This is a genomic window from Marinobacter shengliensis, from assembly GCF_003007715.1.
Classification (GTDB): domain Bacteria; phylum Pseudomonadota; class Gammaproteobacteria; order Pseudomonadales; family Oleiphilaceae; genus Marinobacter; species Marinobacter shengliensis.
In genome coordinates this window covers 25,361-49,523 of sequence record NZ_PXNO01000001.1, presented here as the reverse complement: position 1 = coordinate 49,523, position 24,163 = coordinate 25,361, and the positions used below count along the sequence as shown (strand labels likewise).

The following is a 24,163-nucleotide window of genomic DNA, read 5'->3' as shown; positions in this document are numbered from 1 at the left end:
ACAAGGGAGTGCGCTGGATGCGTCAGCTGTCGGAACTGGATGCCTCGTTTCTCTACCTGGAGTCAGAAACCACCCCCATGCACATTGGCGGTGTGTACCTGTTCGACGCCAGCGGCCTGAGCGATCCCCTGGCCTTCAGCACGTTTGTGTCATACCTGCGCAGCCGCCTGCACGTGGTGCCCCTGTTCCGGCAAAAACTCAAGGAAATCCCCCTGCGCCTGGGTCGCCCCTACTGGATCGATGACCCCGGCTTCAGTATTGAGCGGCACCTGGCCTACGTTAACCTGGGCGAGCACGGTAAACAGGCAAGTCTGATGTCTTTGGCGTCAAAAATCATGGAGGAGCCGCTCAAACGTGACCGGCCCCTTTGGCACATCACGTTTGTCGACGGCTTTCGCATTGACGACCCGGAAGGCGATAAACAAGGATTTGCGCTGATCGTCAAACTGCACCATGCCGCCATTGATGCCTTCAGTGGCGAGGAGATCATGGGCAAGTTACTGGAATACACGCCGGAGCCCCGCCCCATCGCACCGCCACGACCCTGGCTGGCGCGACCGGAGCCTTCCGAGGAGCGTGTATTCCTTCAGGCCAGCGCCAACATGCTCAAGACCCCCATGCAGGTTGCCTCACTCGCCTACAACGCAGCAGAAGCCACCGCCCGGGGCCTGGTCAAGAAACAGCTACAGAAACTGCCGGTACCCTTCCCCCTGTTCACCGCTCCCCACAGCCCGTTTAACCGGCAGATCACCGCCAACCGACGCATTGTCTCCGCCAGTGTCAGCCTGTCCCGGCTCAAGGCAATCAAGGCCAGCCTCGGGGATGTCACCCTGAACGACGTGGTGCTCGGATTATGCGCTGAGACCCTGCACCGTTACCTCGAACAACAGGGGGGCGACACAGCCAAATCACTGGTGGCGATGACACCGATTTCCGTGCGCTCCAGCAGCCTGCGCAAAGCCACCGGCAACCAGATGTCTGCGATGCTGCTGGATCTTGCCACTAACGAACCCAATCCCGCGGCCCGGATCCGGCGAATCCATCAGAACGCGGTGGAGTCTGAACCCTACCGAGAAGCCATTGCGGCCGACCGGCTGACAGAACTGCTGCCATCCACCCTGCTGGCGCTGTCTGCCCGGCTATATTCCGAACTGCAGGTGGCGCAGCGTTATCACCCGCTCTTCAACTTGCCGATCACCAATGTACCCGGACCACAGGTTCCGCTGTTCCTGCAAGGCGCGCGACTGATCCGGCAATACAACACGGCCCCGCTGTTCGATAGCCTTGGTCTGGTCATTGTGGCGGTGAGCTATCAGGGGCAACTGACTTTGAACTTTACCCTGTGCCCGGACGTGGTTCCCGATGGAGACAGCCTGAAAGACCTGATTGAGGATAGCCTGACCGGGATCGAGGAATGCCTGCATGACCTCGGCCCCGATCAGGGCCTGGAGACTCCGCACGGCAGCGGCCAAAACCTGACCGATGAGGTACTAGGGGCGCTTGAAAACATGATCAAGGGCGGGCTTCAGCGCTTTCGCCGATAGCTCGGGCCGGGCACCAAACGCCCGGCCCGCCGACAATACTACTCAAACGCCCAGCGAAGGAAGGTTCGCTTCTCTTCCTCGGTAGCGTCTTCCCACAGAGCTTTCAGGCGCTCCAGCGTGGTCGAGCCAGGTTCGCTGCCGGCGCTACCGCCAGATGCCGCCAACGGCGTGCGAGAAGCGCTGCCCTGAGACGCCCCATCCCACTTGCTGGATTCAGCCACCAGCGCCCCATTACTGTCGATAATGGCTGCGGAAAAGCCCGTCATCATGGCTTCAGCCTGCTGCCGCGACGACGGCTTGTCAAAACGGAAGCGATACTCTGCGCCCGGCTGGGCGTCGAAGCGCACCACTTGTTGCTCGCTTTCAACGGTATGCACTTTGGATTCGCCATCACGCACCACCCCGGTTCGGGCCCATATGGTCTTGTAGGTAAAGACGACCTCGGTTTCGCCGGGCAACAAGCCGTAGTCCAGAGCCAGATCGTCCAACATGAAGCGGGTCATGCTTCTGCCGTTGATGGCAGCTACCTGGATTTCACCCGGGGCTTTCAACACCGCCGGGTTCGCCGCCCCCTCGGGGTCGCCCTGCCAGGCATCCACTCGCGTCAGTGATGATGCACAACCTACCAAGGTAACGCTCAGCATCAGGGCAACCAACTTGAAAACCCTGGAAACGTGACACATACTCATTTCATCTCCTTTTCCTTGAGAGGCCTGGGCGGCCATGACGGGATCACACGCTCTCGCATTCTGACCATCCAGGCCATGGGGAGCAAGCAAAGCTTTGATATGCGGGTGCCAAGCACCGGAGATTTTTACCGGGCTCATGCAACGCCGATCACAAGAATGTAAAAAATTGTTGAATTAAGCGGCAATTGGATTAATTTTAATCAGGTCGGCAAACAAAACGCGTTGCCCGAGAAGAAAAGAATAAGCGGGCTCAGGAGCAACCATGGACACTCAGCGCAGGACCGGGGAACAAGGCCCGGCACCCTTTCGCAGCAGTCGTTTTTTCTGTGTAGGCAGCAAATGGTATTTCACCACCCGGGAAGGCTTTGACAGCGGTCCCTTTGCGTCCCGGGAACGTGCAGAGATCGGCCTCAAGCGATTTCTGCACGTGGTCAGGATGCTACCGGAAGAACAGCAACTCCATTAAACCTGGCCGAACGGAAGCTCCGGCTGGCCCATCCGCCGGGTAATGTTCTTCAGATGATGAAGGGCATTACCCAAACATCGATACCCCACAAGCAGACCAGGGCCATGAATCCGGCCACCACATCATCCACCATGATCCCCAGCCCTCCTGGCATCCGGGCATCCAGCCAACTGATGGGCCAGGGCTTGACCACATCGAACAGCCGGAACAGCAGAAACGCCATCAATACACCGTAGATCTGGTCCGGGAACAGGCCAAGGGCTATCCACATGCCTACAAACTCGTCCCAGACGATACCTCCATGGTCATGCACCTTGAGCGCGTCTGCGGTTTTCCCACACAACCAGATACCCACCAGGAAAGCCGCCAGAACCACCAGCCAATAGGCAACCGGGGGCAACCAGGCGAAGGTGTACCATACCGGTATCGCCGCCAGGCTCCCCCAGGTGCCGGGCGCCTTTGGCATGGCGCCACTGCCGAAGCCAAAGGCCAGAAAATGCACTGGGTGTCGCAAAAAGCCCGGTGGCAGTATAGCCGTTGGACTGTCTGGTTCATGCATCAGATCTTCGTCCTTCAAACCGATCTCCCAAAATGATCAAATCCGGCGGGTGATTCCGTCATGTCCGCTCCCGTCACGCGCAGCCCCGACGCCTGCTGAATACGCCCTATAATAATCAACCCACCCTGCACCTCCGGTGCCAGGGCAGCGTATTGATCAGGCGCGATGGCCACGCACAATTCATAGTCGTCGCCTGCGGTCAACGCCAGACTGAGCGCCGCAACCCCTTTAAGTCGGCGCAACTCCGGCAACATTGGAATGCTACTGGCGTCCAGCTCAGCACCCACACCGGACTGCTCGAGAATGTGCTCAAGATCCGCCAGCAAGCCATCGGAGATATCGATCGCCGCTGAAGCCCTGCCAATCAGCTGTTGGCCAAGCGCCAGCCTGGGCTCAGGAAAATGGTAGCGAGCCAGCACGGCTTTCTCGTCGGAAGCTGGGGCGGTTGCCTCCAGAAATTCGAGTGCGGCGCCGGCGGCACCCAATGGTCCGGACACGCAGATAAGATCACCCGGGCGGGCGCCAGAGCGCCGGATAGCAGAGCCTTGTGTCACCGTACCGTGTACCTGGATGGAGACCGCCAACGGCCCCCGGGTAGTATCGCCACCGGCCAGAGCAATTCCGAAATTATCACTGGCCTTAGCAAGCCCTTGGGAAAAATCCGCCAACCATTCAGGCTTCGCCTCAGGCAATGTCAGTGCAAGGGTAAAGCAAACAGGTGTAGCGCCCATGGCAGCCAAATCACTGGTGGCTACCGCCAGCGCTCGCCATCCCAGACAGAAAGGGGAATAGTTAGCAGGAAAATGAACGCCTTCAACCAGCGTATCGACTGAGAAGACCAGATCCCGACCCTCGGGAACACGCTGGATAGCGCAATCATCCCCGGGGCCGAGCACAAGCTGATCTGTCATGGCCTTGTTGGCCAGGGGCACAAAGAAGCGACGGATCAGCTCGAATTCACCCATGAATCAACGCGGGCGAGTCTCTGCCAGGCGCAGGCGCTGGCTCAGTTTATCCAGAATACTGTTCACAAACTTGTGGCCTTCGGTACCGCCAAAACGCTTGGCCATCTCGATGCCTTCGTTAATCACCACCTTGTAGGGCACATCAATCCGATGCTTCAGCTCATAGGTGCCCAGGCGGACAATCGCCAGCTCAACCGGATCCACCTCTTTCAGGGGCCGATCAAGGAAAGGCTCGATCAGTTTATCCAGCTCGGCCTGTTCCCGATGGATGCCCCGCAACAAATCCCGGAAATACATGATGTCTACTTTGCTCATGTCATTATCGACCATGAACTCCGCTTCAATGTCAGAGATCGGCGTTTTGCTGAAGTGCCGCTGGTACAGGCCCTGCATGGCAAGGGCCCGTGCCCTGCGCCGATCACCAGCCTTGGGCTGGCCGGTTTTCCCCGGCTGGGGGGAGGTATCACCCGCTTCGTTCATTACTCACCCAACTTTTTGAACAGACTGACCATTTCCAGGGCAGTAATGGCCGCTTCCGCGCCTTTGTTGCCGGCCTTGGTGCCTGAGCGCTCAATGGCCTGTTCGATCGAATCGACGGTCAATACGCCAAAGGTAACCGGAACGTCGGTTTCCAGGCTGACCGCGCCCAAACCACTGGAGGCTTCGCCGGCGACGTATTCGAAGTGCGGCGTGCCACCACGAATAACCGCGCCCAGGGCGATGATGGCATCGTAGTCGGAGGTTTCGGCTACGCGCTTGACTGCCAGCGGCATTTCATAGGCACCCGGTACCCGGATGATGGTGATGTCGTCTTTGGAAATACCGTGGCGCAACAGGGTATCTACAGCCCCATCTACAAGACTTTCAACCACAAAACCGTTAAACCGGCCAACCACCAGCGCGTAACGGCCGCTGCACTGGGTAAAATCACCTTCAATTACTTTGATATCTGCCATCTTGGGCTCCTTCGCGAGCTGCGGCACTCAGAGCCGCAGCCGGGTTTATCATTCGGGGGTGTAGGGTACGTATTCCACAACTTCCAGATCGAAACCGGAAATAGCAGAGAATTTTACCGGCGGGCTCAACAAGCGCATTTTGCCTACGCCGATATCCCGCAGAATCTGGGAACCGGTTCCGACGGTGAAGTACACGCCAGAACTGCCCTTCCCGGCAGATGCTGTGCCCTCGTCGTAGAATTCCTGGATTCGATCTTCCAGGTTATAGCTGTCTTCAGCGCTGTTCAGCAGAACCACAACGCCACGCCCTTCCTCAGCCACTTTTTCAAGGGCATGATGCAATGGCCAACTGCGCGAGTCCTTTCGGCGTGCACCCAGCAGATCCCGAAGGGTATCGGTGATGTGTACACGCACAAACACAGGCTCTTCAGGAGCAATATCTCCCATCACCATGGCCAGGTGGGTAGCACCCTGAATGTTGTCTCGGTAGGTACGTAACTTGAAAAGACCATACTCGGTATCCAGGTCGTGCTCTTCCACGCACTCCACGGTTTTTTCATTCATGGTGCGGTAGTGGATCAGATCTGCGATGGTGCCAATTTTCAGGTCATGCTCTTCAGCGAATCTTTCCAGGTCTTCACGGCGCGCCATGGAACCGTCGTCATTCATGATTTCACAGATCACGCCGGCAGGCTCGCAACCGGCAAGAGCCGCCAGGTCACAGGAGGCTTCGGTGTGCCCGGCCCGGCTCAACACCCCACCAGGATCCGACATCAAGGGGAAAATATGGCCCGGCTGAACCAGGTCTGACGCCTTGGCATTGCGGGCAACCGCCGCTTGTACCGTGCGGGCGCGATCAGCCGCAGAGATACCGGTGGTCACGCCTTCACGCGCCTCGATAGACAGCGTGAACTTGGTGCCGAAGCCGGAAGCATTCTGCTGCACCATCAACGGCAAGCCCAGCTGTTCGCACCGGTCGCGGGTCATCGGCATACAGATCAGGCCCCGGCCGAAGCGAGCCATGAAATTGATCGCTTCCGGCGTGCAATGTTCTGCAGCCATTACCAGATCGCCTTCGTTCTCGCGATCCTCATCGTCCATCAGGATCACCATTTTGCCCTGGCGGATGTCTTCGATGATGTCTTCAATGCTGTTCAGTGCCATACGGTTCTGCACCCTGTCACCCTGGCCGCATCTTGCTGCGACCGAAGGGAATGAATTGAATGATTAGCTGCGGGCCAGGATCAGCCTCTGATCCTCACCCACCTGACGCCGATCCAGCACTTTCCATTGCACTTTATCAGCCATTGTTTCAAGCGGCAGATGAGCGGTTGGTCGCCCGGTGCTGCCCAGAAATACCGGCGCCTGATACAACCAGAGTTCATCCACAAGGTTTTCCCGAATGAACGTTCCGGCCAGTGTTGGCCCCGCCTCTACCAATAATTCGTTGATGCCAAGTTCGCCCAGGGCATCCAGCAGCTCAGCAAGGTCAACACCATTATCTTTCCAGGCCACACCGGTCAGGCTAACGCCCAGCGCGGCCAGATCCTGCGCCGGCGCCGATGCCAGTGCCGAACTGGCGCAGAACACCTGAACATTGCCCCCCTGGAGAATACGCGCCGTCGCCGGTGTGCGGGCGTCCCGGTCTGCAATAACCCGCAGAGGCTGGCGTGAGGGGTCCGTGGCATCACCAATCTCCCCCATTTCATCCCGACGCACCGTCAACGATGGATCATCCGCCAGAACGGTACCTACTCCCGTCAGGATAGCATCGCTGATGGCGCGCAGCCGCTGCACGTCCCTCCGGGCTTCGGTCCCGGTGATCCACTGGCTTTCGCCAGAGGCCATGGCAGTACGGCCATCCAGGCTGGCGGCCATTTTCAGGCGAACCCAGGGCCGGCCAGTATTCATGCGCTTCATAAAACCGGGGTTCAAGCGAACCGCTTCATCGGCCATCAACCCCTCGGTCACCTTGATGCCGGCATCCCGGAGCATGTCCAGCCCCCGGCCAGACACTGACGGATTAGGATCTTTGGTTGCGGCAAATACCTGCGCCACGCCAGCATCGATCAGCGCTCTGGCACAGGGCGGCGTTCGGCCATAATGGCTGCAGGGCTCCAGGGTGACATACGCGGTCGCCCCACGGGCATCCTGGCCTGCCTGACTCAGAGCGCGAACTTCTGCGTGAGCCTCTCCGGCACGTTCGTGCCAGCCTTCCCCGACGATGCGGTTGCCCTTGGCAATCACGCAGCCAACCCGGGGGTTGGGGTGGGTAGAATAGCGACCACGCCAGGCCAAGTGAATGGCCCGGGCCATCATCGCCCGGTCACGGTCTGCAATCATGCCTTGCCTTTTCCGGACTGCTTGTCGGCCAACGCCCTTGCCACATCAGCCGCGGTTTCACCATTGCCCTGAGACAATCGTTCAATCTCTTCCTTGAACTCGTTGATGTCCTGAAAGCTGCGATAAACAGAGGCAAAGCGAACGTAGGCCACCTTGTCGAGCTGGCGCAGCTCTGTCATCACTTCCTCACCGAGCTGCATCGACTTTACTTCACGCTCGCCAGTGGAACGCAGGCGGTACTTGATGCGGTTCAGGGCAGCGTCGATTTCCTCGATGCTGACCGGCCGCTTTTCCAGCGCCTTCATCAGGCCTGCCCGAAGCTTTTCTTCATCGAATGGCTGCCGGGTGCCATCCTGCTTGACCACGCGCGGCATCACCAGCTCGGCGTTTTCGAACGTAGTGAACCGCTCGCGGCAGGACAAACACTCCCTGCGGCGGCGAACCTGATCACCTTCAGCCACCAGGCGCGAATCAATCACCTTGGTATCGGCTTCACCACAGAAAGGACAATGCATAATTCAGATGCTCCGGAAAGGAAGAGCCCGGGGCTCCGTTAGGAACACCCGGGCAGTCTTGTTACGCTATCACTTAGCCATAGACCGGGAAGCGGGCACACACCGCTTCTACCTGCTCACGCACGCGGCTGATGGTTGCTTCGTCTTCGAGGTTGTCGAGGATGTCACACATCCAGCCCGCCAGATCACGACACTCCCCTTCCTTGAAACCACGAGTGGTGACTGCGGGGGTACCAATGCGCAGACCAGAGGTCACAAACGGCGAGCGCGGGTCATTCGGGACGGCGTTCTTGTTCACGGTGATGTGCGCTTTGCCAAGCGCGGCGTCGGCGTCTTTACCAGTAATGTCCTGCTTGATCAGGCTGACCAGGAACAGATGGTTCTTGGTGCCACCGGAAACCACGTCAAAACCACGCTCAACAAACACTTCAGCCATGGCTGCAGCATTCTTGACCACTTGCTTCTGGTAAGCCTTGAACTCATCGCTCATGGCTTCCTTGAAGCACACAGCCTTGGCAGCGATCACGTGCATCAGCGGGCCGCCCTGGCCACCCGGGAATACGGCAGAGTTCAGTTTCTTCTGCAGATCTTCATCATCACAGGCCAGGATCAGGCCACCACGGGGGCCGCGCAGGGTCTTGTGAGTGGTGGTTGCAACCACGTGGGCGTGTGGCACCGGGTCCGGATACACGCCCGCAGCAACCAGGCCAGCCACATGAGCCATGTCCACAAACAGGTAGGCGCCAACCTTGTCGGCGATGGCACGGAAGCGGGCAAAGTCCAATTCCTGGGAATATGCTGAGAAGCCGGCAATGATCATCTTCGGCTTGTGCTCAACGGCCAGTGCCTCGATTTCGTCGTAGTCCAGCAAGCCGGTGTCGGTGTTGATACCGTACTGAACGGCGTTATAGATCTTGCCGGAGAAGTTGACGCTGGCACCGTGGGTCAGGTGGCCACCGTGGGCCAGGCTCATGCCCAGAACGGTATCGCCGGGTTTGAGCAGGGCCATGAACACGGCAGAGTTGGCCTGGGAGCCAGAATGGGGCTGCACATTGGCGTAAGCGGCACCAAACAGCTCCTTGGCACGGGCAATGGCCAGGTCTTCGGCAATATCAACAAACTCACAGCCGCCGTAGTAACGCTTGCCGGGATAACCTTCGGCGTATTTGTTGGTCAGCACACTGCCCTGGGCTTCCATCACCCGCGGGCTGGTGTAGTTTTCAGACGCGATCAGTTCGATGTGCGCTTCCTGACGCTTCTCTTCCGCCTGCATGGCGTTCCACAGTTCGTCATCGAAACCGGCGATTTTCATATCACGATTAAACATGGATGTGCTGCCCCTGTCTGTATGGCTGGCCCGGCGCTGCCTCTGTGCATGCCGTAACCCCTGAAAAATTGGGCCGCTATTCTATCCCGAAAGCGGGTTAAAAATCATCCTTTATGCCGTCCGCAGATACCGGCACACCGAGGATCCCGATTTTCACTCAATTGCTATCCCGGATAGGTTTAGATACCTTAGCCGATCAACATTCAATGGTGTCGACTTTGGCAGTGACGGCCTTCGGGGTGGGCGATTCGGGATACGCTGTGAATACGTCCCTGTACGCTCCGCAAAAACATCCCTGTTTTTGAGGATCCCGAATCGCCCACCCCGAAGGCCTTAGCCAGACACCTGTCGTGTTTTCTGTTATCTACGCGAATTTCGGATAAGGATTCTGCCAATATGGCCCAGTACGTATACACCATGAACCGCGTGGGCAAGGTGGTACCACCCAAGCGGGAGATTCTGAAAGACATTTCCCTGAGCTTCTTCCCGGGCGCCAAAATCGGCGTTCTCGGCCTTAACGGCTCCGGTAAATCCACCCTGCTCCGTATTATGGCGGGTGTCGACCAGGATTACATCGGCGAAGCCCGGCCACAGCCCGGCATCAATGTAGGCTACCTGCCACAGGAGCCGGAGCTGGACGAAGAGAAAACCGTCAAGGAAATCGTCGACGAGTCCGTCGCCCACGTACACAACGCCCTGGCCGAACTGGACCAGGTATACGCCGCATACGCCGAGCCGGATGCCGATTTCGACGCCCTGGCCAAAAAGCAGGGCGAACTGGAAGCCATCATCCAGGCCACCGACGGCCACGATATCGAACGCAAAATGGAAGTGGCCGCCGACGCTCTTCGCCTGCCGGCCTGGGATCAGAAAGTCAAAGTACTGTCCGGCGGTGAACGCCGCCGTGTCGCCCTATGCCGCCTGCTGCTGTCCGGCCCGGACATGCTGCTGCTGGACGAGCCCACCAACCACCTGGATGCGGAATCCGTGGCCTGGCTGGAGCGCTTCCTGCACGACTACGATGGCACTGTGGTCGCCATTACCCACGACCGCTACTTCCTCGACAATGTGGCCGGCTGGATCCTGGAACTGGACCGTGGCCACGGCATTCCGTTCGAAGGCAACTACAGCCAGTGGCTGGAGAACAAAGAGAAGCGCCTGGAAATGGAATCCAAACAGGAAGCCTCGCACCAGAAAGCCATCAAGCAGGAGCTTGAGTGGGTGCGTTCCAACGCCAAGGGCCGCCAGTCCAAGAGCAAGGCCCGCCTGGCCCGCTTCGAAGAGATGAGTTCACAGGAATTCCAGAAGCGCAACGAAACCAACGAACTGTATATCCCGCCCGGACCGCGCCTGGGCGGCAAAGTGATCGAAGTGGAAGGCATCAGCAAGGCCTTCGATGATCGCCTGCTTTATGAAAACGTGTCTTTCAGCGTACCGCCGGGCGCCATTGTTGGCATTATCGGTGGTAACGGCGCGGGTAAATCCACGCTGTTCAAAATGATTGCCGGCATGGACCAACCAAACTCCGGCACCATTACCGTGGGCGAAACCGTGGAACTGGCCTACGTAGACCAGATGCGCGACCTGGACGGCAGCAAGACCGTGTGGGAAGAACTGTCCGACGGCAACGACATCATCAAGGTAGGTAACTACGAAACACCTTCCCGCGCTTATGTGGGCCGCTTTAACTTCAAGGGCACCGACCAGCAAAAACGGGTAGGCGACCTGTCCGGCGGTGAGCGTAACCGCCTGCATCTGGCCAAGCTGTTAAAGCAAGGTGGCAACGTGTTGCTGCTGGACGAACCTACCAACGATCTGGACGTGGAGACCCTGCGCGCCCTGGAAGAAGCCATCCTGAACTTCCCCGGCTCCGCACTGATCATCTCGCACGACCGCTGGTTCCTGGACCGCGTCGCCAGCCACATCCTGGCGTTCGAAGATGACGGCGAGGTGGTGTATTTTGAAGGCAACTTCACCGACTACGACGCCGACTTCAAGAAGCGCAAGGGCGAATCAGCGATGCAGCCCAAGCGCATGAAGTACAAGAAGCTGGCCTGATGGCAAAAGCAAAAACTGCCTATGTCTGCACCGAATGCGGTGCAGACTATTCCAAGTGGCAAGGCCAGTGCACGGCTTGCCAGGCCTGGAATACCATCAGCGAAGTACGCGGCGTTTCCGGCCCCGGCAAGGGCGCCCGCAGCGCCCGTTTTGAGGGCTACGCGGGCAGCCTCTCCGAGGTCAAAAGCCTGGACGAAGTCAGCCTGGCCGAACAGGCCCGCATCAGTACCGGCATGCAGGAGTTCGACCGGGTACTGGGCGGCGGGTTAGTGGAAGGCTCGGCAGTCTTGATGGGCGGCCACCCCGGCGCGGGCAAAAGCACCCTGCTACTTCAGGCGGTCTGCCAGTTGGCCGAGCAACACTCAGCCCTGTATGTCACTGGCGAGGAATCCCTGCAACAGGTCGCCATGCGCGCCAAACGCCTTGGTTTGCCCACCAAAGACCTGAAAATGCTCTCGGAAACCTCCGTGGAGCGGTTGATGCAGGTGGCGGAAATGGAGAAGCCGCGCATTCTGGTGATCGACAGTATCCAGGTGATGCACGTGGCCGATATCGAATCAGCCCCGGGTTCGGTTTCTCAAGTCCGGGAAAGCGCCGCCTTCCTCACCCGTTTCGCCAAACAAACCGGCACGATTTTGCTTCTGGTCGGCCACGTTACCAAAGACGGCAGCCTGGCCGGTCCGAAGGTGCTGGAGCACATGATCGATTGCTCCATCCTGCTGGAAGGCTCCAGCGACAGCCGCTACCGCACCCTGCGGGGCATCAAGAACCGTTTCGGCGCGGTAAACGAGCTGGGCGTGTTTGCGATGCTGGAACAAGGCCTGAAGGAAGTAAAAAACCCCAGCGCCATTTTCCTGAACCGGGGCGAAGAGGCGGCTCCCGGCAGTGTGGTGATGGTGGTCTGGGAAGGCACCCGGCCGATGCTGGTGGAAATCCAGGCACTGGTGGATATGGCTCAGGGCAGCTATCCGAGGCGGGTAGCCGTGGGTACCGACCAGAACCGGTTGGCGATGCTTCTGGCGGTGTTACATCGTCATGGCGGTATGCATGTGGCCGATCAGGATGTGTTCGTGAACGTGGTAGCGGGTGTGAAGGTCAACGAAACCAGCGCGGACCTTGCTCTGCTGTCAGCGGTGGTGTCATCGTTCCGGAATCGGGCGTTGCCCCAGGATCTGGTGATTTTTGGGGAAGTGGGACTGTCCGGCGAGATCCGGCCGGTGCCGAATGGTCAGGAGCGGATATACGAGGCAGCCAAGCACGGCTTCACTCGGGCTTTGGTTCCCAAGGCTAACGTTCCGCGCAAGCCTGTGGAAGGCATGAAGGTCATTCCGGTGACCAAGCTTTCCGATGCCCTTTCGGCTTTGGAGGAGCTTTAGTTTACGGCCCCGAGCCTTCTGGCTCCAGAGTTAGGGCAGTGTTGGAGCGCCTTTCAAAAAAACGCTACGAGCACATCCATGTGCGCTTCGCTCCGGCCATCCATGGCCTCCGAGATTTTTTGAAAGGCGCTCCAACACTGCCCTTTCTATCCTCAGTGCAATCCGCACTTCAAACGAAAAGCCTCAGCGCGCCATCGTCAGTCAATCAGATGCGCAAACTCCCGCTCCAAAAGCGCCTGATCCCCAAGATTTAACTCAACCAGCCGCTTCAAATGCGTGGCACTTTCAAGATCAATATACTGACACCGAAATCCCAACCGATGATCCTCCACGTGCTTCAACTCCACCGCCATCACAATCGCGGCTTCATGCTCATTCAGATGAATCACCACCTCACAAGGCTTGTTCAGCGGAACCTTCCAACCTACCGGCCGCTGGACCAAAACGCCCTTCAGGGAAATATCCAACACCTCGGTTGACCACACCTGGTCCTGACAATGCAGCTCACAGGGCGCATCGAAACTGATTCGATGGAAACGGCGTTTTTCGGAAGTTTTGGTAGACAAGGGGCAGCTCCGGCTCGACGGTCATTACTCTCTATGACTATAGACCGGACATAAAAGGGAGTACAGCGTGGAGTGGTTAACGAGAGCTTCGCTCCCGAGGGCTTAAGGTATTCCCGAAACGTTGGACTGCAGGGTGGCGATAGAGCCTCCAAAAAATCTCGGAGGCCATGGATGGCCGGAGCGAAGCGCTCAGGGATGAGCTCGTAGCGTTTTTTTGGAGGCCCTATCGCCACCCTGCCTACTCCACAGCCCGCAGGCTAGGAGTAAACAAAGCACAAACTCGAACCTATTGGTGATACTGCCCGCTAAGCTCAACAACCGCCTCAATGAAGGCCCCGGCATGCTCCGGATCCACATCCGGCGTAATCCCATGCCCCAGGTTGAAGATATGCCCGGAACCCGAGCCATAACGCTTCAGGATATCCGCCACTTCCTGGCGAATCCGCGCCTTCGGCGCATACAACATGGCCGGGTCCATATTGCCCTGCAACGCCACCTTATCGCCAACGCGAGCGCGGGCATTGCCGATGTCCGTCGTCCAGTCCAGGCCCACGGCGTCGGCGCCACAGTCGGCAATGGACTCCAGCCACTGACCACCGTTCTTGGTGAACACAATCACCGGCACACGGCGACCCTCGCTCTCGCGAATCAGACCATCCACAATCTTCTTCATGTAGCGCAGAGAAAACTCCTCGTAGGCCCAGCTGCTCAGCACGCCACCCCAGGTATCAAAAATCTGTACCGCCTGGGCACCGGCCTTGATCTGACCGTTCAGGTAATCAATCACCGAGTCTGCCAGATGGTCCAGCAAGCGGTGCATCACTTCCGGCTGGCCGTACATCAGCTTCTTGGCTTCAGAGAAGGTCTTGGAGGAACCACCTTCAATCATGTACGTGGCCAGGGTCCAGGGGCTGCCGGAGAAACCGATCAGCGGTACCCGGCCGTTGAGTTCGCGGCGGATGGTGGAGACGGCGTTCATCACGTAGTCCAGATCCGACTCAGCGTTCATTTTCGGCAACGCGTCTACATCCGCTTCTGAGCGAATCACCTTGCGGAACTTCGGGCCTTCGCCGGTTTCGAAGTACAGACCAAGACCCAGCGCATCAGGAATGGTCAGGATATCCGAGAACAGGATGGCAGCGTCCAGCGGATAGCGCTCGAGCGGCTGCAGGGTAACTTCGCAGGCCAGCGGCGTGTTCTTGCACAGGCTGAGAAAATCACCGGCTTTTGCCCGGGTTGCGCGGTACTCCGGCAGGTAGCGGCCCGCCTGGCGCATCATCCACACCGGGGTGCGGTCTACAGGCTGGCGTATCAGGGCGCGCAGGAAGCGGTCATTCTTCAGCTCGGTCATATGGTATCCCGTTCTCGTCGGTAAATGGTCAGAGATAATGGGGAGCAATGATACCCCGTTTATACGAATAAAAAAGGGCGGCTTACCCGTAGCAAGCCGCCCTTCTGACTCTGATCAACTCAGAGTTATACGTCGAGGTAGTCCAGAATGCCTTCCGCAGCCTGGCGACCTTCCCAGATGGCAGTGACCACAAGATCTGAGCCGCGCACCATATCGCCACCGGCGAAGATCTTCGGGTTGCTAGTCTGGAACGGGAACTCGGCTTCCTCCGGCGCTGCAACACGACCGGAATCATCGGTGCTCACCTTGTGTTCACCGAACCAGTCAGCGGGGCTCGGCCGGAAACCAAACGCCACCAGCACCGCATCCGCAGGAATGACTTCCTCACTGCCCGGCACGACTTCAGGGCGGCGACGGCCATTTTCGTCCGGTTCTCCCAACTGGGTAGACACAACCTTGACGCCCTCAACACGGTCTTCACCGATGATGGCGATAGGCTGCCGGTTAAACAGGAACTTCACACCTTCTTCCTTGGCGTTTGCGACTTCCCGGCGCGACCCCGGCATGTTGGCTTCATCCCGACGGTAGGCACAGGTGACGCTCTCCGCCTGCTGACGAATGGAGGTCCGGTTGCAGTCCATGGCGGTATCACCACCACCCAGCACCACCACGCGCTTGCCCTTCATATCGATGAAGTCTGACGCTTTTTTCTCGAACCCAAGACGGCGATTCACGTTGGAAATCAGGAACGGCAGAGCATCATAAACACCCGGCAATTCTTCTCCCGGGAAGCCGCCTTTCATGTAGGTGTAGGTTCCCATGCCCATGAACACCGCATCGAATTCTTCCATGATGCTCTTCAACTGGACGTCTTTACCCACCTCGGTGTTCAGACGGAATTCCACGCCCATCTCCTCAAAAACCTTACGGCGCCGGGACATCACGGACTTTTCCAGTTTGAACTCGGGAATACCGAAGGTCAGCAGGCCGCCAATTTCAGGGTAACGATCGAAAACCACCGCCTTGACGCCATTACGCACCAGGATATCGGCACAGCCGAGGCCAGCGGGGCCGGCGCCGATAACGGCAACTTTTTTGTCTGTCCATTTCACATTGGACATATCAGGCTTCCAACCCAGCGCGAAGGCCGTGTCGGTAATGTATTTTTCCACCGAACCGATGGTTACCGCACCGTAGCCATCGTTCAGGGTACAGGCACCTTCACACAGGCGATCCTGTGGGCACACCCGGCCGCACACTTCCGGCAGGGAGTTCGTCTGGTGGCACAACTCCACGGCCTTCATGATGTTGCCCTCAGACACCAGCTTCAGCCAGTTCGGAATATAGTTGTGTACCGGGCATTTCCACTCGCAATAGGGGTTACCGCAAGCCAGGCAGCGGTGAGACTGAGATGCCGCATGGGTTTCGGTAAACGGGTGATAGATCTCACCGAATTCTTTCTTCCGCTTTTTGGCAGGCACCTTCTTTGGGTCTACCCGCCCAACTTCCACAAACTGAAAGTCATTGTTGAGACGTTCTTTCATGTTGCTACTCTCATCAGCTCAATTTCGACGGGGGCTGCGCCCGTTGGCGCAGCCCATCAACCTTTGCGTTGCCCAGCCTTATTCCGGGCGGGCACGGGTGCTGGCCAGCAGGCTGCGCAGGTTCGCAGCCTTTGGCTTCACCAGCCAGAAGCGGCCGATGTAATCGTCGAAATCTTCAAGTAGGTGCTCCGCCCAGGCGCTTCCGGTTTCGGAAATATGCTCCCGGATCACACCACGCAGGTGGTTCCGGTAGGCTTCCATGTCTTCCCGCGAAATGCGCTGGATCTCAACCAGTTCATGGTTGTACTTGTCCACGAAGGTGTTGTCCAGATCCAGCACATAGGCGAAGCCGCCGGTCATGCCGGCACCGAAGTTGTAGCCGGTGGAACCGAGAACGGTCACCAGGCCGCCGGTCATGTATTCACAACAGTGGTCCCCGGCCCCTTCTACAACCGCATGGGCACCAGAGTTACGAACGGCAAAGCGTTCACCGGCTGTGCCAGCGGCAAACAGCTTGCCCCCTGTCGCGCCGTACAGGCAGGTATTACCCACGATGGATGTTTCCTGGGTTTTGAAGTCGCTGCCGCGGGGCGGTTTAACAACCAGCTTGCCGCCAGTCATACCCTTGCCCACATAGTCGTTGGCATCGCCTTCAAGAATCAGGTTCAGACCACCCACGTTCCACACACCAAAGCTCTGGCCTGCGGTCCCGGTAAGATCCAGAGTGATCGGTGCATCCACCATTCCCTGGTTACCGTACTGCGCTGCAATTTCGCCAGACAGCCGCGCACCAATGGAGCGATCGCAGTTGGTAACCTTGTAGCTCCAGGCGCCGCCGGACTTCTCTGCGATAGCTGCAGCGGTGTCTTTCACCATCTGCTCCGCCAGGCGGCCTTCGTCGAACGGATGGTTGCGCTCAACCTGACAAGTCTGGGGCTTGTCCGCCGGGATGTGGTCATTCTGCAGCAGACGCGTCAGGTCCAGCTTTTTCTGGCGCTCGGTATTGCCCGGCAGGCGCTCAAGCAGATCGACACGGCCAACCAGTTCCTCAAGACTGCGAACACCCAGCTTGGCCATCCACTCGCGGGTTTCTTCCGCGACAAAACGGAAGAAATTCATGGCCATCTCAACGGTGCCCTTGAAGTGCTCTTCCCGCAGGTAATCGTTCTGGGTAGCAACACCGGTGGCACAGTTATTCAGGTGACAGATACGCAGGTATTTACAACCCAGGGCCACCATTGGCGTAGTGCCGAAGCCGAAGCTTTCAGCGCCCAGAATGGCTGCTTTAACAACATCCAAGCCAGTCTTGATACCACCGTCAGTCTGCAGGCGAATCTTGCCCCGCAGGTCGTTTGCTCTCAGTGCCTGCTGGGTTTCGGTCAGACCCAACTCCCATGGCGAGCCGGCATAGCGAATCGACGTCAACGGGCTGGCCGCGGTACCGCCATCGTAACCAGATACAGTAATCAGGTCGGCATAGGCCTTTGCCACACCGGCGGCGATAGTACCCACTCCAGGTTCGGACACCAGCTTCACCGACACCAGGGCTTCCGGGTTCACCTGCTTCAGATCGAAAATCAGCTGCGCCAGATCCTCGATAGAATAGATATCGTGGTGCGGTGGTGGCGAAATCAGGGTCACACCCGGCACGGAATAACGCAGGCGAGCGATCAGATCATTCACCTTGCCACCAGGCAACTGGCCGCCCTCACCGGGCTTGGCACCCTGGGCGACTTTAATCTGCATGACATCGGCGCTTCGCAGGTATTCTGCGGTTACACCGAATCGGCCAGAGGCAACCTGCTTGATCTTCGAACGGCGATTGGTGCCATGGCGGGCAGGGTCTTCACCACCCTCACCAGAGTTAGAACGGCCACCCAGAGTATTCATGGCTACTGCCAGCGCCTCGTGGGCCTCGGGAGACAAAGCGCCCAACGACATGGCCGCCGAATCAAACCGGGGGAAGATATTCTCAACCGGCTCAACCTCGGAGATATCAATCGGCTTGAGATCTTTCTTGAATACCAGGAGGTCACGCAGAGTGGCCACCGGGCGCTCGTTCACCAGGCCAGCATATTCCTGGTAATGGCCGTAATCACCACTGATAACCGCATCCTGGAGCTTGGCAACCACGTCCGGGTTAAAAGCGTGATATTCCTGGCCGTGAACGTACTTGAGCAAGCCACCTTGAGACAGCGGCTTACGGGGCTTCCAGGCAACGGCTGCGAGCTGCTCCTGATCCTGCTGGAAGTCGAAGAAGTCCGCGCCTTGAATACGGCTGGGCACACCCTTGAAGCAGAGATCCACAACGTTATCGGCCAGACCGATGGCTTCAAACAGCTGGGCACCGCGGTAGGAGGTGATGGTGGAGATCCCCATCTTCGACAGGATCTTCAGCAAGCCTTTGTTGATGCCCTTACGGTAGTTGTTCTTGGCTTCAATTGGATCCATCAGCAACTCGCCGGTCCGGATCAGATCGTTAAGGACCTGATAGGCCAGGTACGGATAAACCGCAGTGGCACCAAAGCCGAACAGTACGGCGAAGTGATGGGGATCCCGGGCCCAGCCGGTTTCCACAATGATGTTGGAATCGCAGCGCAGACCCCGCTCAACCAGGTGGTGGTGCACAGCACCGGTCACCATCATGGCGTTGACAGGCAACTCGCCTTCCACCAGGTCCTTGTCGCTTAGAATCAGCAGTACCTTACCGTCGCGGACCGACTTTTCAGCCTCATCGCACATCCGGCGAACCGCCTCCTGAAGGCCTTCCTCCGGGCGGTAGCTCATGGCAATTCTGGCCACTTCAAAGCCCGGGCGATCGTTATTGCTGAGCTTGAGGAACTTGGCCGGCGACAACACCGGGGTTGTCAGAATAATCCGGTTGGCGTGTTCCGGGGTCTCCTCAAAGACGTTTTGCTCCGCACCCAAGCAGGTTTCCAGCGACATCACGATGGTTTCGCGCAGCGGGTCGATAGGCGGGTTGGTGACCTGGGCAAACTTCTGGCGGAAATAATCCGCCACATGCCGCACCTTGCTGGACAGCACGGCCATCGGCGTATCGTCACCCATGGAACCCACAGCTTCTTGCGCGCTTTCAGCCAGCGGACGCAACACCTGGTCGCGCTCTTCAAAGGAGATATTGAACATCTTCTGATGAACCAGAAGTTCGTCCGGCTCCATCAGTTTGAACTCAGGGGTGGCCTGGTTCAGCGTGGTTTCTACCCGCAAGGCGTTGTCTTTCAACCAGCGCTTATAAGGCTGCGCGGTTTTCAGGCGCTGATCGATATCCGCTGTGTGCAACACCTCCCCTGACTCGGTATCGATGGCCAGCATCTGCCCGGGCCCCACACGGCCCTTGGCAACCACATCGTCGGGCGAGTAGCCGTAGGTGCCCACTTCCGACGCCAGGGTGATGAAGTCGTCCTTGGTGATGACCCAGCGAGCCGGGCGCAAGCCGTTACGGTCGAGCATACACAGAGCGTAACGACCATCAGACATAACCAGGCCGGCAGGGCCATCCCAGGGCTCCATGTGCATGGAGTTGTATTCATAGAACGCCCGCAACTGGGAATCCATGGTGTCTACATTCTGCCAGGCCGGTGGGATCATCATCCGAACGGCACGGAAAAGGTCAACTCCACCGGCCAGCAATATCTCCAGCATGTTATCCATGCTGGATGAATCCGAACCGGTCAGGTTAACCAGCGGCTGCAGGGTTTGCAGGTCTGGCAGGTCCGGTGAACTGAACTTGGCCGCGCGGGCGATCGCCCAGTTACGGTTGCCGTCGATGGTGTTGATCTCACCGTTATGGGCCAGGAACCGGAACGGCTGGGCCAGCGGCCACTTCGGCATGGTGTTGGTGGAAAACCGCTGGTGGAACACACAGATGGCGGTTTGCAGATCCGGGTCACCCAGATCCTTATAAAAGTTGGCGAGATCCGCCGGCATCATCAGGCCTTTGTATGCCAGGGTGCGATGCGACAAGCTGCAGATGTAAAACTCAGAGTCGTCCGACATCTCCCGCTCAGCATGGCGGCGGCCAACAAACAGCGCAACGGCAAACTCCTGCTCGGTTTTTCCGCCCGGCTCAACAAAAACCTGCTCAATCCTGGGCAGACAATCCAGGGCCATCGGCCCCAGGCAACTGTCGTCCACAGGCACTTCTCGCCAGCCCACGATTTCCAGCCCCTGATCGACGAGATTTTTCTCAACCGCAGCGCGACCGGCGGCCGCCTGGCTTTCGTCCCGGGCTAAAAAAACCTGGCCGACTGCAAATAAGTCTCCAGGTTTTTTCCCGAACGCCGCCTGAGCAGCTTTGTAGAGGAAGGCCTTGGGACTTTGAATAAGAAGCCCACAACCATCACCGGTTTTGCCATCGGCTGCGATGCCTCCACGGTGGGTCATGCAAGTCAATGACTCGATGGCCGTTTGCAACAGCTTATGGCTCGCCTCGCCCTTCATGTGGGCAATCAGGCCAAAACCACAGTTGTCCCTGAACTCATCGGGATGATACAAGCCTGTTGTCATAAGCGTTCTCTCGCGTGTAAATGCTTTCTCGCCAGCCCGAAGCGCACCAAATTAGTGCGCAAAACGTACTGACACCGAAAAAAAGGGGGAAGCGATTTTACACACGTGAAACTACGTATACAATTTTTTTCGCTGTTTTACCGCTAGAACAGGACGAAAATGCACCATAACGGTGCACCTAGTAACTTTCGAAGGATCGCACCCAAGGCTCAGATATCCCGAGCGCGGCGGGCAATTGTCCGGCTGCCTCCCGGGCGGATTCGAGGCTGGGATACTGGCCATACACCAGCATAAACCAAGGCTGCCCCTGGCGCTCTCCGACGGTATAGCTCAACTGAGGGTTATCTGGCTGGCGATCAATAACGCTCAGAATCGTACGCTCCTGATTACCAGCCACGAGCTGGAGCGTCCAACCTTTACGTTGTTTCAGTTGCGCCAAAGCCACAAAGTTCTCCGGTCTTGCCGGAGCGAAGGCTGGTTCTGGCTCTGGTTCTGGTTCTGGTTCTGGTTCTGGTTCTGGTTCTGGTTCTGGTTCTGGTTCTGGCTCTGGCTCTGGCTCTGGCTCTGGCTCTGGCTCTGGCTCTGGCTCTGGCTCTGGCTCAGCTTCGGTCACCGCATCCAGGTCCGTCAACGTGGGGTTTTCCGGTTCCTGCTGGCGTGCCAACTCCGGCGACGGCAGTGCATCAACGGGAAGTGTTTCACCCGCCCCTCGCCCTGCCTCAGGCCCGACGGTAATGCTCCTTCGAACAGTCTCTCTCGGGGTCTCCATACCCGCAGAACCAGCGACCGAGTCATCGTATTGCCGCGCCACGAACCACCATGACACCAGCAATATCACCAGTGCCAAGGCGGGCCAACGCATTGAAGCAAGGGGTGGCCAGCTACGGGCTGCGGCTCGGCTTTGTGGCGCAACCATGTCGAGCCAGATACCTGGTGCAACGCGTTTCAGTCGGCCGAAACTGCCCTGACTCAAAGCATGAAGCTGCTTTAGCCGTGATGAAGAAAGCAACTCTTCCTTTCGGCCACCAGCGCGGTGAACCCGGGGCTCAAGGAAGGCGAAAATCTCGTCTCGGCTTAACGAGGGAAGGCTGATGTGGTGGATGTGAACGGCAAGATCTTCCGCCCGAAACTGATCCTGCAAACCTTCGGCACCAGAGAACACCAAAGCAGCGGCCAGCGACCGGTCAGCCGCAAGAAATCCGGAGAGTAAAAGATTCAATAACTCCGGAGCTACCCGATCAGCATCATCCAGAATCAACACCAGCCGCTGCCCACGTTGAGCACGCGCCTGGGACCACCGGAAAAATTGGTAAACCAGCTCTCGAGGCTCCGAGTCCGCCGGTACACCTGAACGGGCGATTTTACGGAGATCCCTGGCCAATGCCTGGGCACTCGTCAGAGCTGCCGTGGGGATACGATGAAAATCGAGCCGGGATGATTCGCTGCGAACCAACTCCGTGAGTATCCGCGTTTTGCCAGCACCTGGCGCACCCGTTACCAGCAGCGCCATATCCCCGAAACCGCAGAGATGACGCAGTGACTCCAGTGCATGGTGGCGCATGGCGTCCGGGAAGAACGGCGTCTCCATGTCCAGCGGATTATCGCGCAAGCCGTAGCGTTGCTGGAGGCGGGAAAACAATCCGCCACTGTCTATCGCGTTCAGGTTATCCTGGGTCACAACTCATCCCTGCCCGTTGCTCAATCACTGCGTGATACGACGCTTAATCGATAAATTCCAATAAGGTCTTTCTGAGGTTGTCCGGCTGGGCGTCAGCGGTTACAAAAGCATCCCCCAAGGCCCGCATCAACACCAGCCGGAGCTTGCCATCCACATTCTTCTTATCAACGGCCATCAGAGACATGAAATCATCGGGCGTCATGCCTTTGGGGGCCCGCTCCGGTAGCCCAGCCCGGCGAATCAAGGCCAACGCTCTCTTATGATCGTCGGCACTGATCATACCTTCTCTCAAAGACAAGTCAGATGCCATCATCATCCCGGTTCCAACCGCCTCGCCGTGGAGCCAGTTGCCGTAACCCGCGTAGGTTTCGATCGCATGACCAAAGGTATGGCCAAGATTCAGGATGGCCCGCAAGCCCCCTTCCCTCTCATCGACGGCCACAACGTCTGCCTTGCACTGGCAGGAACGAAAAATGGCCTCTCCTATTGCTTCGGGCTCCAGCCGGACCAACGCATCCATGTTAGCTTCCAGCCACTCCAGAAAAGGCACGTCACGAATCAGGCCGTACTTGATAACTTCCGCAAGCCCAGCCGACACCTCCCTGGGGGGAAGTGTGGTCAGGGAATCGGTATCAATCAGGACGATGTTCGGCTGATGAAAAGCGCCAACCATGTTCTTGCCCAATGGATGATTGATTCCGGTTTTACCACCAACGGATGAATCCACCTGGGAAAGCAGGGTTGTGGGCATCTGGATAAATGGTACGCCCCGCTGATAGCAGGCCGCTGCAAACCCCGCCATATCCCCGATGACGCCGCCGCCCAGGGCAGCAAGCGTTGTTTTTCTGGAGTGCCGGCGCTCCAGCAGCCGGTCGAAAATCAGGTTAAGGGTCTGCCAATCCTTGAACTTCTCGCCATCCGGAAGCGTGACCACATCAACCGATTTTCCAGGGAAGCAAGCCTTCGCGCGCTCAAGATATAAAGGTGCAACCGTCTCGTTGGTGACAATCATCACCTGACTGCCGGAGACCCAGGGTGTCAGATCATAAGCCCCCAGCAACCCCTGACCAATAACGATGGGATAGCTGCGGTCACCCAGCTCTACTTTAAGCTCTTTGAGTACCTGGTACATGTTGACGACCTTCTTTACGTCTCTGCCGTTTGTGTCTTGGGGTTTTGGGATTGATTCGATTCACCAGCTGGCGCACCACCAATCGTGGACTCTTGCGATCGGTGAACATCACGATATCAGCGAGCTTGGTGTATAGCGGGTCCCGGACTGCGAACAGCCTTCTCAACACACCCTCGGGGTCATCGTTCTGAAGCAGGGGGCGATTTCGATCTTTTCGGGTGCGCTCTACCTGCTGCTCAATCGACGTTTTGAGATAGATCACCACTGCATTTTTCCGCAACAATGCATGGTTTTCCGGGCGCATGACCGCACCACCTCCGGTCGCCAATACCGTTCTCTGCGTTTCTGAAAGCTCATCCAGCATGGCGGTTTCGCGCTGCCGGAATCCGTCTTCTCCCTCGACATCGAATATCCAGGGAATATTGGCTCCGCACCGCTCTTCGATTATCCGGTCTGAATCAAGAAAACGATAACCCAGCTCTTTGGCGAGCATACGGCCAATCGTACTTTTTCCGGCTCCCATAGGGCCGACCAGGACAACACGTTCGGGCAAAGACATAATTTCCG

At 58.0% G+C, this 24,163-nt stretch carries 20 protein-coding genes; 4 read left to right on the top strand and 16 right to left on the bottom strand.

Going from position 1 to position 24,163, the window contains the following annotated elements; all coding sequences use genetic code 11:
• Positions 1 to 17 precede the first annotated feature (17 nt).
• Positions 18 to 1,544: a WS/DGAT/MGAT family O-acyltransferase gene (locus C7H10_RS00195; protein ID WP_106693191.1), complete on the top strand. Its 1,527-nt coding sequence runs from the start codon at positions 18 to 20 to the stop codon at positions 1,542 to 1,544.
• Positions 1,545 to 1,582: 38 nt separating this feature from the next.
• Here the strand turns inward: C7H10_RS00195 and C7H10_RS00190 are convergent, their stop codons facing one another.
• Entirely contained in the window at positions 1,583 to 2,233 is a 651-nt protein-coding gene (locus tag C7H10_RS00190; protein WP_106693190.1) for a DUF2057 family protein, read from the bottom strand.
• 262 nt (positions 2,234 to 2,495) lie between these two features.
• On the opposite strand from C7H10_RS00190, the gene C7H10_RS00185 reads away from it, so the two are divergent.
• Positions 2,496 to 2,699: a DUF6316 family protein gene (locus C7H10_RS00185; RefSeq protein ID WP_058091282.1), complete on the top strand. Its 204-nt coding sequence runs from the start codon at positions 2,496 to 2,498 to the stop codon at positions 2,697 to 2,699.
• Between the two features lie 49 nt (positions 2,700 to 2,748).
• Here C7H10_RS00185 and C7H10_RS00180 read toward each other — a convergent pair whose 3' ends face one another.
• The 8 genes from C7H10_RS00180 to glyA form a co-directional block, all read right to left on the bottom strand.
• Positions 2,749 to 3,258 (bottom strand): phosphatidylglycerophosphatase A family protein, encoded by a 510-nt coding sequence (locus C7H10_RS00180; protein ID WP_061332431.1) that lies wholly within the window; start codon positions 3,256 to 3,258, stop codon positions 2,749 to 2,751.
• Between the two features lie 14 nt (positions 3,259 to 3,272).
• A complete protein-coding gene (gene thiL / locus C7H10_RS00175) occupies positions 3,273 to 4,223 on the bottom strand; it encodes a thiamine-phosphate kinase (protein ID WP_106693189.1) in 951 nt (316 codons plus the stop codon).
• A 3-nt stretch (positions 4,224 to 4,226) separates the two neighbouring features.
• Positions 4,227 to 4,703, bottom strand: a complete 477-nt coding sequence (gene nusB, locus C7H10_RS00170) for a transcription antitermination factor NusB (RefSeq protein ID WP_072678316.1) — start codon at positions 4,701 to 4,703, stop codon at positions 4,227 to 4,229.
• Positions 4,703 to 5,179 carry a 6,7-dimethyl-8-ribityllumazine synthase gene (gene ribH / locus C7H10_RS00165; RefSeq protein ID WP_106693188.1) on the bottom strand — a complete coding sequence of 159 codons (477 nt, stop codon included), beginning with the start codon at positions 5,177 to 5,179 and terminating at the stop codon, positions 4,703 to 4,705. Before ribH ends, nusB begins: the two co-directional genes overlap by 1 nt.
• 48 nt (positions 5,180 to 5,227) lie before the next feature.
• Complete coding sequence (gene ribBA / locus C7H10_RS00160) at positions 5,228 to 6,343, bottom strand: bifunctional 3,4-dihydroxy-2-butanone-4-phosphate synthase/GTP cyclohydrolase II (RefSeq protein WP_072678407.1); 1,116 nt, start codon at positions 6,341 to 6,343, stop codon at positions 5,228 to 5,230.
• A gap of 63 nt (positions 6,344 to 6,406) precedes the next feature.
• Complete coding sequence (gene ribD / locus C7H10_RS00155) at positions 6,407 to 7,522, bottom strand: bifunctional diaminohydroxyphosphoribosylaminopyrimidine deaminase/5-amino-6-(5-phosphoribosylamino)uracil reductase RibD (RefSeq protein WP_106693187.1); 1,116 nt, start codon at positions 7,520 to 7,522, stop codon at positions 6,407 to 6,409.
• A complete protein-coding gene (gene nrdR, locus C7H10_RS00150; RefSeq protein WP_058091276.1) occupies positions 7,519 to 8,037 on the bottom strand; it encodes a transcriptional regulator NrdR in 519 nt (172 codons plus the stop codon). Before nrdR ends, ribD begins: the two co-directional genes overlap by 4 nt.
• Positions 8,038 to 8,110: 73 nt before the next feature.
• The gene (gene glyA / locus C7H10_RS00145; RefSeq protein ID WP_061332376.1) at positions 8,111 to 9,364 is read right to left on the bottom strand and encodes a serine hydroxymethyltransferase; all 1,254 of its coding nucleotides are present in this window, start codon (positions 9,362 to 9,364) and stop codon (positions 8,111 to 8,113) included.
• 396 nt (positions 9,365 to 9,760) lie between these two features.
• Between glyA and ettA the strand changes: the two genes are divergently transcribed.
• Together ettA and radA are read left to right on the top strand one after the other, a co-directional pair.
• The gene (ettA, locus tag C7H10_RS00140; protein ID WP_061332377.1) at positions 9,761 to 11,422 is read left to right on the top strand and encodes an energy-dependent translational throttle protein EttA; all 1,662 of its coding nucleotides are present in this window, start codon (positions 9,761 to 9,763) and stop codon (positions 11,420 to 11,422) included.
• On the top strand, positions 11,422 to 12,798 hold the full coding sequence (gene radA, locus C7H10_RS00135) for a DNA repair protein RadA (protein WP_061332378.1): 1,377 nt from the start codon (positions 11,422 to 11,424) through the stop codon (positions 12,796 to 12,798). Before ettA ends, radA begins: the two co-directional genes overlap by 1 nt.
• Positions 12,799 to 12,995: 197 nt before the next feature.
• On the opposite strand, the gene C7H10_RS00130 is transcribed toward radA, so the two are convergent.
• From C7H10_RS00130 to aroK, 7 genes are all read right to left on the bottom strand, one after another.
• Positions 12,996 to 13,364, bottom strand: a complete 369-nt coding sequence (locus C7H10_RS00130; protein WP_106693186.1) for a PilZ domain-containing protein — start codon at positions 13,362 to 13,364, stop codon at positions 12,996 to 12,998.
• Between the two features lie 286 nt (positions 13,365 to 13,650).
• Positions 13,651 to 14,715, bottom strand: coding sequence for a uroporphyrinogen decarboxylase (gene hemE, locus C7H10_RS00125; protein WP_106693185.1), 1,065 nt, complete (start codon positions 14,713 to 14,715; stop codon positions 13,651 to 13,653).
• A 125-nt stretch (positions 14,716 to 14,840) separates the two neighbouring features.
• Positions 14,841 to 16,259, bottom strand: coding sequence for an FAD-dependent oxidoreductase (locus tag C7H10_RS00120; protein WP_106693184.1), 1,419 nt, complete (start codon positions 16,257 to 16,259; stop codon positions 14,841 to 14,843).
• 78 nt (positions 16,260 to 16,337) lie between these two features.
• Positions 16,338 to 20,786 (bottom strand): glutamate synthase large subunit, encoded by a 4,449-nt coding sequence (gene gltB / locus C7H10_RS00115; protein WP_106693183.1) that lies wholly within the window; start codon positions 20,784 to 20,786, stop codon positions 16,338 to 16,340.
• Positions 20,787 to 20,964: 178 nt separating this feature from the next.
• Positions 20,965 to 22,464 (bottom strand): AAA family ATPase, encoded by a 1,500-nt coding sequence (locus C7H10_RS00110; RefSeq protein WP_106693182.1) that lies wholly within the window; start codon positions 22,462 to 22,464, stop codon positions 20,965 to 20,967.
• Positions 22,465 to 22,507: 43 nt separating this feature from the next.
• Positions 22,508 to 23,596 carry a 3-dehydroquinate synthase gene (gene aroB, locus C7H10_RS00105; RefSeq protein ID WP_106693181.1) on the bottom strand — a complete coding sequence of 363 codons (1,089 nt, stop codon included), beginning with the start codon at positions 23,594 to 23,596 and terminating at the stop codon, positions 22,508 to 22,510.
• Positions 23,571 to 24,155, bottom strand: coding sequence for a shikimate kinase AroK (aroK, locus tag C7H10_RS00100; protein ID WP_106693180.1), 585 nt, complete (start codon positions 24,153 to 24,155; stop codon positions 23,571 to 23,573). Before aroK ends, aroB begins: the two co-directional genes overlap by 26 nt.
• Between the last annotated feature and the right edge of the window lie 8 nt (positions 24,156 to 24,163).